This window comes from Pseudomonas lijiangensis (assembly GCF_018968705.1).
Lineage (GTDB): Bacteria > Pseudomonadota > Gammaproteobacteria > Pseudomonadales > Pseudomonadaceae > Aquipseudomonas > Aquipseudomonas lijiangensis.
On sequence record NZ_CP076668.1, the window covers coordinates 923,428 to 935,090 of the forward strand.

Annotated in this window: 6 protein-coding genes, 2 tRNA genes and 3 rRNA genes; 10 read left to right on the forward strand and 1 reads right to left on the reverse strand. The window is 54.4% G+C overall.

The window, feature by feature from the left end; translation table 11 throughout:
• Positions 1-20 precede the first annotated feature (20 nt).
• The 9 genes from ilvC (at position 21) to rrf (ending at position 9,486) form a co-directional block, all read left to right on the forward strand.
• Positions 21-1,037, forward strand: a complete 1,017-nt coding sequence (gene ilvC, locus KQP88_RS04035; RefSeq protein ID WP_200994731.1) for a ketol-acid reductoisomerase — start codon at positions 21-23, stop codon at positions 1,035-1,037.
• Between the two features lie 145 nt (positions 1,038-1,182).
• Entirely contained in the window at positions 1,183-2,040 is an 858-nt protein-coding gene (gene pssA / locus KQP88_RS04040) for a CDP-diacylglycerol--serine O-phosphatidyltransferase (protein ID WP_117166407.1), read from the forward strand.
• Between the two features lie 63 nt (positions 2,041-2,103).
• Positions 2,104-3,117 (forward strand): protein-methionine-sulfoxide reductase catalytic subunit MsrP, encoded by a 1,014-nt coding sequence (gene msrP / locus KQP88_RS04045; protein ID WP_200994730.1) that lies wholly within the window; start codon positions 2,104-2,106, stop codon positions 3,115-3,117.
• A complete protein-coding gene (gene msrQ / locus KQP88_RS04050; protein ID WP_216705885.1) occupies positions 3,117-3,737 on the forward strand; it encodes a protein-methionine-sulfoxide reductase heme-binding subunit MsrQ in 621 nt (206 codons plus the stop codon). Before msrP ends, msrQ begins: the two co-directional genes overlap by 1 nt.
• Positions 3,738-4,245: 508 nt before the next feature.
• Positions 4,246-5,784, forward strand: a 16S ribosomal RNA gene (locus KQP88_RS04055).
• Between the two features lie 122 nt (positions 5,785-5,906).
• Positions 5,907-5,983 (forward strand) — tRNA-Ile (locus tag KQP88_RS04060).
• 29 nt (positions 5,984-6,012) lie between these two features.
• Positions 6,013-6,088, forward strand: a tRNA-Ala gene (locus KQP88_RS04065).
• Between the two features lie 256 nt (positions 6,089-6,344).
• Positions 6,345-9,237, forward strand: a 23S ribosomal RNA gene (locus KQP88_RS04070).
• A gap of 133 nt (positions 9,238-9,370) precedes the next feature.
• Positions 9,371-9,486: ribosomal RNA gene (gene rrf, locus KQP88_RS04075) — 5S ribosomal RNA — on the forward strand.
• The 16S, 23S and 5S rRNA genes sit together here with 2 tRNA genes alongside, the layout of an rRNA operon.
• Before the next feature lie 49 nt (positions 9,487-9,535).
• On the opposite strand, the gene KQP88_RS04080 is transcribed toward rrf, so the two are convergent.
• The gene (locus tag KQP88_RS04080) at positions 9,536-10,444 is read right to left on the reverse strand and encodes a LysR family transcriptional regulator (protein ID WP_198726613.1); all 909 of its coding nucleotides are present in this window, start codon (positions 10,442-10,444) and stop codon (positions 9,536-9,538) included.
• Positions 10,445-10,577: 133 nt separating this feature from the next.
• Here KQP88_RS04080 and KQP88_RS04085 point away from each other — a divergent pair, with 133 nt between their 5' ends.
• Positions 10,578-11,633, forward strand: a complete 1,056-nt coding sequence (locus KQP88_RS04085; RefSeq protein WP_216704914.1) for a tartrate dehydrogenase — start codon at positions 10,578-10,580, stop codon at positions 11,631-11,633.
• Positions 11,634-11,663 lie beyond the last annotated feature (30 nt).

Genomic DNA, 11,663 nt, shown 5'->3' on the forward strand with positions numbered 1-11,663 from the left:
ATAGATAACAGGGGAATTCCATGAAAGTTTTTTACGACAAAGACTGTGACCTTTCGATCATCCAGGGCAAAAAAGTCGCCATCATCGGTTACGGTTCTCAAGGCCACGCTCAAGCGTGCAACCTGAAAGACTCCGGCGTTGATGTCACTGTTGGCCTGCGTAAAGGTTCGGCTACTGTCGCCAAAGCTGAAGCTCATGGCCTGAAAGTGACTGACGTTGCTTCCGCCGTTGCTGCTGCCGACCTGGTCATGATCCTGACCCCGGACGAATTCCAGGCTCAGCTGTACAAGAACGAAGTCGAGCCTAACCTGAAGAAGGGCGCAACCCTGGCTTTCTCCCACGGCTTCGCGATTCACTACAACCAGGTCGTGCCACGCGCTGACCTGGACGTGATCATGATCGCGCCAAAGGCACCAGGCCACACCGTTCGTACCGAATTCGTCAAAGGCGGCGGTATCCCTGACCTGATCGCTGTTTACCAGGATGCTTCGGGCAACGCCAAGAACGTTGCTCTGTCCTACGCTTCGGGCGTTGGCGGTGGCCGTACCGGTATCATCGAAACCACGTTCAAAGACGAAACCGAAACCGACCTGTTCGGCGAACAAGCCGTTCTGTGCGGCGGTACCGTTGAACTGGTCAAGGCTGGCTTCGAAACTCTGGTTGAAGCCGGTTACGCTCCGGAAATGGCTTACTTCGAGTGCCTGCACGAACTGAAGCTGATCGTTGACCTCATGTACGAAGGCGGTATCGCCAACATGAACTACTCGATCTCCAACAACGCCGAATACGGCGAGTACGTGACCGGTCCTGAAGTCATCAACGCTGAATCCCGCCAGGCCATGCGCAACGCTCTGAAGCGCATCCAGGATGGTGAATACGCGAAGATGTTCATCAGCGAAGGTGCTACCGGCTACCCATCGATGACCGCCAAGCGTCGTAACAACGCTGCGCACGGCATCGAAATCATCGGCGAGCAACTGCGCTCCATGATGCCTTGGATCGCGGCGAACAAGATCGTCGACAAGAACAAGAACTAAGTTCTTCTGTTCTCAAAGGACGCGGCCAATTGGCCGCGTTTTTTCGTTATGAGGCCAGTGTCTGGTATAAAGCTGCATCGTTTGCTGGCGAATCCTCGTCGCAGACACCTGTCGAACCTTTTCAAACCGCTGCAAGGTAATGTCCATGAGCGAACGTCCTGAAGAGCCGAACAAGGCCTCTGACGCCGAAAGTCTGCTACCTATCGATGAACATGTTGAGGAAGGCCACGACGCCGAAGGGCGCAAGGTCCGTCATCGCGGGATTTATCTCCTGCCGAACCTGTTCACCACTGCGAACCTGTTTGCAGGTTTTTACTCCATCATCAGTTCCATGAGCGCCCAGAGTGCCTTGAGCGCGGGTGATTCGGTCGCTGCGAGCAAGTACTTTGCTTTTGCTGCCATCGCGATCTTTGTCGCTATGGTCCTCGACGGTCTTGATGGGCGTGTTGCGCGCATGACCAATACCCAGAGTGCTTTTGGCGCCGAGTACGACTCGCTGTCCGACATGGTTGCCTTTGGCGTCGCGCCGGCATTGCTGGCATTCGGCTGGGCACTGGGTGATATGGGCAAGGTCGGTTGGATGGTCGCCTTCATCTATGTCGCCGGCGCCGCATTGCGACTGGCCCGTTTCAATACCCAGGTGGGCAAGGCTGACAAGCGTTACTTCATCGGTCTTGCCAGCCCGGCTGCGGCAGGTGTGGTTGCCGGTACGGTCTGGGCTTTCAGCGACTTCGGTATCCAGGGGTCGAAACTGTCTTTTCTGGTGGCCTTGCTGGTCGCCGCGGCAGGCATGTTGATGGTCAGTAATATCAAGTACAACAGCTTCAAGGAGCTGGACCTGAGAGGTCGCGTCCCGTTTGTTGCGATTCTGGTGGTCGTATTGGTATTCGCTGTGGTGTTTAGCGATCCGCCGCGCATTTTGCTGCTGATTTTCCTCGGTTATGCGCTATCGGGGCCTGTTCAATACCTGTTACATCTTCGTCGCCACAAGTCCGCCGACTGATCGGATATCCCTCATACTTCGTAGACTGTAGGTGCATAAGCTCACCAGATTTACGGAGTCATCATGCTGATCAAGTTACCTTCGACGTCCGACTCCAGAGAGTCGGACGTTACACCTGAAAAAATCTATCTCTCACGTCGCACGCTGTTGGCCAGTTCACTGGCTGGTCTGGCTGTTACGGCCATGCCGCGTCTGGTGAGTGCGCAGGACCCGTCGCGATACGCCGATGTCGAGGCGGGAAAGGCGCCCGCCTGGTTTTCCGAAAAACTGCCGGGTACCCGGTGGCAGGCCGTCAACGTCAAGGATGAGGCGATAACGCCCTTCAAGGATGCGACCCACTACAACAACTTCTATGAGTTCGGGACTGATAAAGGTGATCCGGCTCGCAACGCCGGCTCTTTGAAGACCGAGCCGTGGAGTGTGGTCATTGATGGCGAGGTGGCCAAGCCAGGTCGCTATGCCCTGGAAGACTTCATGAAACCCTACCAGTTGGAGGAGCGTATCTACCGGCTTCGCTGTGTAGAGGCCTGGTCGATGGTGATTCCCTGGATCGGTTTCCCTGTCTCGGCATTGCTCAAACAGGTGGAGCCGACCTCGAAGGCGAAATACATCCGTTTTGAAACGCTGCAGGATCCTCAGTCCATGCCTGGGCAACGATCCGACTTTGCCCTGATCGACTGGCCTTATGTAGAAGGGCTGCGACTCGATGAGGCCATGAATCCACTGGCCATCCTTGCGGTCGGCATGTATGGGCGGGAGTTGCCTAACCAGAACGGTGCGCCGCTGCGACTGGTCGTTCCGTGGAAGTACGGTTTCAAAAGCGTGAAATCCATCGTGCGGATCAGTCTGGTCGCCGAACAACCGAAAACCACCTGGCAAAGCATCGCGGCCAATGAATATGGCTTCTATGCCAACGTGAACCCTACGGTTGATCACCCGCGCTGGACCCAGGCTCGCGAACGTCGTTTGCCGAGCGGGTTGTTCAGTCCCAATCTTCGCCAGACCGAAATGTTCAACGGCTATGCCGAAGAGGTCGCTTCCTTATATGCCGGTATGGATCTGAGGAAGGACTATTGATGCGGTATCCGTTATGGCGTGTTGGCGTTTTTCTGGCAGCGTGCGCTGTTCCTCTCTTCTGGTTTTACCAGGCCTGGATATTTGCGTTGGGGCCTGATCCCGGGAAGGTGCTGATTGAGCGGTTGGGGTTGGGGGCTCTGATCCTGCTATTGATTACCCTGTCGCTGACGCCTTTGCAGCGAATGACGGGATGGGCAGGGTGGATCGCAGTCCGCAGGCAAGTGGGGTTGTGGTGTTTTGCCTATGTGGTTCTGCACATGACGATGTATGCGCTGTTTATCCTCGGGCTGGACTGGGGGCAACTGGGTGTCGAGTTGGTCAAGCGGCCCTACATCATTGTCGGCAGCCTTGGCTTTCTCGGGTTGCTGGCACTGGCGGTGACATCCAATCGCTACAGCCAGCGTCGATTGGGGGCGCGCTGGAAGAAGTTGCATCGGCTGGTTTACGTGATTCTGGGGTTGGGTTTGCTGCATATGCTGTGGATTGTCAGGGCCGATCTGAAGGAGTGGGCTTTATATGCCGTCATTGGTGCGTTACTGCTTACCCTGCGAATCCCAATGATTGCTAGGCGAATCCCCCGGTTTACTGCGCGTAAGACAGATAGTTCCATGAAAAGCTGAAATTAAGTGTTGACGGGCGATTTAATCTCTCTATAATTCGCCCCACTTCCGGCGTAGAAGGAACTGAAAAAGCCTTGTAAATCAATAGTTTGCAAGTTTTTAGCGGTTCTGGAGTCGGGCTGGAAGTGCTTCGATTGATGTTGGATCGACAGCGGTGTGAGAAAGCGTTTGACACAGCCTTCGGGTCCTGTAGAATTCGCCTCCCGCTGACGAGTAACGCGACGTTGATCGAAGCGCAAGTGGTTGAAGTTGCAAAGGAAACTTTGAAACGTGTTGAAATAACCGCTTGACAGATACAGGGGACGCTGTAGAATGCGCGCCTCGGTTGAGACGAAAGGCTCAACCCACCGCTCTTTAACAACTGAATCAAGCAATTCGTGTGGGTGCTTGTGGTGTAAGACTGAAGTCAACAGATTATCAGCAGCGCAAGTTACTCCGCGAGAAATCAAAGATGTAACCAACGATTGCTGAGCCAAGTTTAGGGTTTTCTCAAAACCCAACGATGTTTGAACTGAAGAGTTTGATCATGGCTCAGATTGAACGCTGGCGGCAGGCCTAACACATGCAAGTCGGGCGGCAGCACAGGTACTTGTACCGGGTGGCGAGCGGCGGACGGGTGAGTAATGCCTAGGAATCTGCCTGGTAGTGGGGGATAACGCTCGGAAACGGACGCTAATACCGCATACGTCCTACGGGAGAAAGCAGGGGACCTTCGGGCCTTGCGCTATCAGATGAGCCTAGGTCGGATTAGCTAGTTGGTGAGGTAAAGGCTCACCAAGGCGACGATCCGTAACTGGTCTGAGAGGATGATCAGTCACACTGGAACTGAGACACGGTCCAGACTCCTACGGGAGGCAGCAGTGGGGAATATTGGACAATGGGCGAAAGCCTGATCCAGCCATGCCGCGTGTGTGAAGAAGGTCTTCGGATTGTAAAGCACTTTAAGTTGGGAGGAAGGGTCGTTACCTAATACGTGACGATTTTGACGTTACCGACAGAATAAGCACCGGCTAACTCTGTGCCAGCAGCCGCGGTAATACAGAGGGTGCAAGCGTTAATCGGAATTACTGGGCGTAAAGCGCGCGTAGGTGGTTCGTTAAGTTGGATGTGAAATCCCCGGGCTCAACCTGGGAACTGCATCCAAAACTGGCGAGCTAGAGTAGGGCAGAGGGTGGTGGAATTTCCTGTGTAGCGGTGAAATGCGTAGATATAGGAAGGAACACCAGTGGCGAAGGCGACCACCTGGGCTCATACTGACACTGAGGTGCGAAAGCGTGGGGAGCAAACAGGATTAGATACCCTGGTAGTCCACGCCGTAAACGATGTCAACTAGCCGTTGGAATCCTTGAGATTTTAGTGGCGCAGCTAACGCATTAAGTTGACCGCCTGGGGAGTACGGCCGCAAGGTTAAAACTCAAATGAATTGACGGGGGCCCGCACAAGCGGTGGAGCATGTGGTTTAATTCGAAGCAACGCGAAGAACCTTACCAGGCCTTGACATCCAGTGAACTTACCAGAGATGGTTTGGTGCCTTCGGGAACACTGAGACAGGTGCTGCATGGCTGTCGTCAGCTCGTGTCGTGAGATGTTGGGTTAAGTCCCGTAACGAGCGCAACCCTTGTCCTTAGTTACCAGCACGTCATGGTGGGCACTCTAAGGAGACTGCCGGTGACAAACCGGAGGAAGGTGGGGATGACGTCAAGTCATCATGGCCCTTACGGCCTGGGCTACACACGTGCTACAATGGTCGGTACAGAGGGTTGCCAAGCCGCGAGGTGGAGCTAATCTCACAAAACCGATCGTAGTCCGGATCGCAGTCTGCAACTCGACTGCGTGAAGTCGGAATCGCTAGTAATCGCGAATCAGAATGTCGCGGTGAATACGTTCCCGGGCCTTGTACACACCGCCCGTCACACCATGGGAGTGGGTTGCACCAGAAGTAGCTAGTCTAACCTTCGGGGGGACGGTTACCACGGTGTGATTCATGACTGGGGTGAAGTCGTAACAAGGTAGCCGTAGGGGAACCTGCGGCTGGATCACCTCCTTAATCGACGACTCAGCTTTACCATAAGCTCCCACACGAATTGCTTGATTCATTGAAGAAGACGATTAGATGCAGCTTTAAGCTCCAAGCTGATAGCTCAAGCTAGCGGCTACACGCTCGAAATTGGGTCTGTAGCTCAGTTGGTTAGAGCGCACCCCTGATAAGGGTGAGGTCGGCAGTTCGAATCTGCCCAGACCCACCAATTTTGTGTGGTAACACCGGTAGCAATACGGGGCCATAGCTCAGCTGGGAGAGCGCCTGCCTTGCACGCAGGAGGTCAGCGGTTCGATCCCGCTTGGCTCCACCATACATTGGTCAGCATCAAGTGCTGCAGCAGCAACCACAGTCAAAGCTTAGAAATGAGCATTCCACCGCACGGTGCCTGAATGTTGATTTCTGATCTTTATCAGAATCGTTCTTTAAAAATTTGGGTATGTAATAGAAAGTTAGACTGTGCACCACTTTCACTGGTGGAACACAGGCTAAGGTAAAATTTGTGAGTGAATTGCAAATTTTCGGCGAATGTCGTCTTCACAGTATAACCAGATTGCTTGGGGTTATATGGTCAAGTGAAGAAGCGCATACGGTGGATGCCTTGGCAGTCAGAGGCGATGAAAGACGTGGTAGCCTGCGAAAAGCTTCGGGGAGTCGGCAAACAGACTGTGATCCGGAGATGTCTGAATGGGGGAACCCAGCCATCATAAGATGGTTATCTTGTACTGAATACATAGGTGCAAGAGGCGAACCAGGGGAACTGAAACATCTAAGTACCCTGAGGAAAAGAAATCAACCGAGATTCCCTTAGTAGTGGCGAGCGAACGGGGACCAGCCCTTAAGTTGATTCGAGATTAGCGGAACGCTCTGGAAAGTGCGGCCATAGTGGGTGATAGCCCTGTACGCGAAAATCTCTTGTCAATGAAATCGAGTAGGACGGGGCACGAGAAACCTTGTCTGAACATGGGGGGACCATCCTCCAAGGCTAAATACTACTGACTGACCGATAGTGAACCAGTACCGTGAGGGAAAGGCGAAAAGAACCCCGGAGAGGGGAGTGAAATAGATCCTGAAACCGTATGCGTACAAGCAGTGGGAGCCCACTTTGTTGGGTGACTGCGTACCTTTTGTATAATGGGTCAGCGACTTATATTCAGTGGCAAGCTTAACCGAATAGGGGAGGCGTAGCGAAAGCGAGTCTTAATAGGGCGTTTAGTCGCTGGGTATAGACCCGAAACCGGGCGATCTATCCATGGGCAGGTTGAAGGTTAGGTAACACTGACTGGAGGACCGAACCGACTACCGTTGAAAAGTTAGCGGATGACCTGTGGATCGGAGTGAAAGGCTAATCAAGCTCGGAGATAGCTGGTTCTCCTCGAAAGCTATTTAGGTAGCGCCTCATGTATCACTGTAGGGGGTAGAGCACTGTTTCGGCTAGGGGGTCATCCCGACTTACCAAACCGATGCAAACTCCGAATACCTACAAGTGCCGAGCATGGGAGACACACGGCGGGTGCTAACGTCCGTCGTGAAAAGGGAAACAACCCAGACCGTCAGCTAAGGTCCCAAAGTCATGGTTAAGTGGGAAACGATGTGGGAAGGCTTAGACAGCTAGGAGGTTGGCTTAGAAGCAGCCACCCTTTAAAGAAAGCGTAATAGCTCACTAGTCGAGTCGGCCTGCGCGGAAGATGTAACGGGGCTCAAACCATGCACCGAAGCTACGGGTATCACCTTCGGGTGATGCGGTAGAGGAGCGTTCTGTAAGCCTGTGAAGGTGAGTTGAGAAGCTTGCTGGAGGTATCAGAAGTGCGAATGCTGACATGAGTAACGACAATGGGTGTGAAAAACACCCACGCCGAAAGACCAAGGTTTCCTGCGCAACGTTAATCGACGCAGGGTTAGTCGGTCCCTAAGGCGAGGCTGAAAAGCGTAGTCGATGGAAAACAGGTTAATATTCCTGTACTTCTGGTTATTGCGATGGAGGGACGGAGAAGGCTAGGCCAGCTTGGCGTTGGTTGTCCAAGTTTAAGGTGGTAGGCTGAGATCTTAGGTAAATCCGGGGTCTCAAGGCCGAGAGCTGATGACGAGTGTTCTTTCGAACACGAAGTGGTTGATGCCATGCTTCCAAGAAAAGCTTCTAAGCTTCAGGTAACCAGGAACCGTACCCCAAACCGACACAGGTGGTTGGGTAGAGAATACCAAGGCGCTTGAGAGAACTCGGGTGAAGGAACTAGGCAAAATGGCACCGTAACTTCGGGAGAAGGTGCGCCGGTGAGGGTGAAGGACTTGCTCCGTAAGCTCATGCCGGTCGAAGATACCAGGCCGCTGCGACTGTTTATTAAAAACACAGCACTCTGCAAACACGAAAGTGGACGTATAGGGTGTGACGCCTGCCCGGTGCCGGAAGGTTAATTGATGGGGTTAGCGCAAGCGAAGCTCTTGATCGAAGCCCCGGTAAACGGCGGCCGTAACTATAACGGTCCTAAGGTAGCGAAATTCCTTGTCGGGTAAGTTCCGACCTGCACGAATGGCGTAACGATGGCGGCGCTGTCTCCACCCGAGACTCAGTGAAATTGAAATCGCTGTGAAGATGCAGTGTATCCGCGGCTAGACGGAAAGACCCCGTGAACCTTTACTATAGCTTTGCACTGGACTTTGAATTTGCTTGTGTAGGATAGGTGGGAGGCTGTGAAGCGTGGACGCCAGTCTGCGTGGAGCCATCCTTGAAATACCACCCTGGCAACTTTGAGGTTCTAACTCAGGTCCGTCATCCGGATCGAGGACAGTGTATGGTGGGTAGTTTGACTGGGGCGGTCTCCTCCTAAAGAGTAACGGAGGAGTACGAAGGTGCGCTCAGACCGGTCGGAAATCGGTCGTAGAGTATAAAGGCAAAAGCGCGCTTGACTGCGAGACAGACACGTCGAGCAGGTACGAAAGTAGGTCTTAGTGATCCGGTGGTTCTGTATGGAAGGGCCATCGCTCAACGGATAAAAGGTACTCCGGGGATAACAGGCTGATACCGCCCAAGAGTTCATATCGACGGCGGTGTTTGGCACCTCGATGTCGGCTCATCACATCCTGGGGCTGAAGCCGGTCCCAAGGGTATGGCTGTTCGCCATTTAAAGTGGTACGCGAGCTGGGTTTAGAACGTCGTGAGACAGTTCGGTCCCTATCTGCCGTGGACGTTTGAGATTTGAGAGGGGCTGCTCCTAGTACGAGAGGACCGGAGTGGACGAACCTCTGGTGTTCCGGTTGTCACGCCAGTGGCATTGCCGGGTAGCTATGTTCGGAAAAGATAACCGCTGAAAGCATCTAAGCGGGAAACTTGCCTCAAGATGAGATCTCACTGGAACCTTGAGTTCCCTGAAGGGCCGTCGAAGACTACGACGTTGATAGGTGGGGTGTGTAAGTGCTGTGAGGCATTGAGCTAACCCATACTAATTGCCCGTGAGGCTTGACCATATAACACCCAAGCAATCTGCTGACGCAGGTTGTGGTGAGTGAAGATGACGAACCGAAAGTTTGCGCCGCACACACATTCTATTACACACCCATTCGCGGGTACGTGAACCTTCACGCACCGGCTACCGAATTTCTTGACGACCATAGAGCATTGGAACCACCTGATCCCATCCCGAACTCAGCAGTGAAACGATGCATCGCCGATGGTAGTGTGGGGTTTCCCCATGTGAGAGTAGGTCATCGTCAAGATTACATTCCGAAACCCCCATCTGCTCAAGCAGGTGGGGGTTTTGTCTTTTCAGGCCTCGTCCAGATTGTCGATATGCCTGAAGCGTTCCACCAGGAAATCAATCAGGCTGCGAACCCGGGCCGACAGATGCAACTGCTGTGGATAAACCGCATACACATCCGCCCGAGTCGGAGTCTGGTCTTCCAGCACCAGACGCAACCGGCCGCTGCGCACATACCGGGCGATATCCCATTCGGCCCTGAGCAATATCCCATAACCCTCCAGCGCCCAGTTCAGCGCCACCTCGCCGTCATTACAGCCCAACGCTCCACGCACCTTGATGTTCTGGGTCTTCCCGCCGTTGGTAAAGCTCCACACGCCATGGGGCGTTTCGTTCTGCCTGAGGAAAATGCAGTTGTGCTGCTGCAGATCCGACAGGCGCTGCGGCACGCCATGCCGTTCCAGATACAGGGGAGAAGCGCACAGCAAGCGACGGTTGGATGCGATCTTGCGGGCATGAAAGGCGGCATCCGGCAGCGTGCCGAAGCGAATGCCCAGGTCAAAGCCATGGGTGGCCAGGTCCAGCGGGTGATCGGTGATTTCCAGCTGGATTTCCACTTCCGGGTAGCGTGAAAAGAACGCCGCCAATGCAGGCCCTATGTAACGACGGCCAAAGCCCAGTGATGCATTGACGCGAATCAGCCCTTTGGGCGTGGCTCGGCTGCTGCTCACCAACTGCTCGACCTCATCGATCTGAGTCAGGATGCGTGCCGCATGGGAGAAGTACAGCTCGCCCTCGGCAGTCAGGCTCATCGAGCGGGTTGTTCGGTTCACCAGGCGCACGCCAAACCGGGCTTCCAGAGCGCTCAGCCGTTTGCTGACGGCTGGAGGTGTGATTCCAAGCTCTCGTGCCGTGGCCGCGAGGCTTCCCTGATTGGCCAGCAGGTAGAAAAAAGACAGGTCCAGAGTCTGATTCATTCGTAACTCAAGGTTATGGATGTAGTTATTTTGAGTAACTCACAGCTTTGTGCTCACTACATATACTCCGCTCACACCCTGCTGAACAGCCTGTTCGGCAGTACAACAAGAACGAATCAAGAGTGAAGTGAACATGAGCGCATACAAGATTGCTGCAGTTCCAGGCGATGGCATCGGCGTCGAAGTGATTGCCGCAGGTGTCGAGGTGCTGCAAGCCCTGTCGAAAAAATCCGGCTTTGAAATCGATTTCAAACACTTCGACTGGAACTCCGATAACTACCTCAAGAACGGTTACTACATTCCCGAAGGCGGTCTTGAAGAGCTGAAAACCTTCGACGCCATTTTCTTCGGCGCCGTCGGTGCGCTGAACGTGCCTGACCATATTTCCCTCTGGGGGCTGCGCCTGCCGATCTGCCAGGGTTTCGACCAATACGCCAACGTGCGCCCGGCTCGTGTACTGCCCGGTGTTAAGAGCCCGCTGCATAACGGCGACCAGATCGATTGGGTTGTGGTGCGCGAGAACTCCGAAGGCGAATATTCCGGCAATGGCGGCCGCGTTCATAAAGGCCTGCCGGAAGAAGTCGCTACCGAGGTGTCGGTATTCACCCGTGCCGGTGTCGAGCGTATTCACCGTTTCGCTTTTGAACTGGCACAAAGCCGGCCACGCAAGCACCTGACCATGGTCACCAAGTCCAACGCCCAGCGTCACGGCATGGTGCTGTGGGACGAGATTTTCTATGAGGTCGCCAAGGACTTCCCGGACGTGAAGATCGACAAGGAGCTGGTAGACGCCGTCACCACCCGCATGGTGCTCAAGCCATCGACCCTGGACGTGATTGTCGCTACCAACCTGCACGCCGATATCCTGTCCGATCTGGCCGCGGCATTGTCCGGCAGTCTGGGCATTGCGCCGACTGCCAACCTGAACCCCTCGCGCAAATTCCCTTCCATGTTCGAGCCGATCCACGGTTCTGCCTTCGACATTACCGGCAAGGGTGTTGCCAACCCGGTCGCCACCTTCTGGACCGCCGCCATGATGATGGAGCACCTGGGCGAAGCAACTGCGGCCCGGCAGTTGATCTCGGCTATCGAAGCCGTGACTGAAAGCGGCCTGCATACACCTGACCTCGGCGGCAACGCTACCACCCGGCAAGTCACCGATGCGGTGATCGAGCTGATCAATCGTTGATTCAAAGTAGTACTGCGGCATAACGCCAGG

Bases quoted from the DNA above. Each gene is read 5' to 3' on its own strand.
- msrP (WP_200994730.1), top strand. From the start codon at position 2,104: ATGCTGATCAAGTTACCTTCGACGTCCGACTCCAGAGAGTCGGACGTT.
- msrQ (WP_216705885.1), top strand. From the start codon at position 3,117: ATGCGGTATCCGTTATGGCGTGTTGGCGTTTTTCTGGCAGCGTGCGCT.
- pssA (WP_117166407.1), top strand. From the start codon at position 1,183: ATGAGCGAACGTCCTGAAGAGCCGAACAAGGCCTCTGACGCCGAAAGT.
- KQP88_RS04085 (WP_216704914.1), top strand. From the start codon at position 10,578: ATGAGCGCATACAAGATTGCTGCAGTTCCAGGCGATGGCATCGGCGTC.
- KQP88_RS04080 (WP_198726613.1), bottom strand. From the start codon at position 10,444: ATGAATCAGACTCTGGACCTGTCTTTTTTCTACCTGCTGGCCAATCAG.
- ilvC (WP_200994731.1), top strand. From the start codon at position 21: ATGAAAGTTTTTTACGACAAAGACTGTGACCTTTCGATCATCCAGGGC.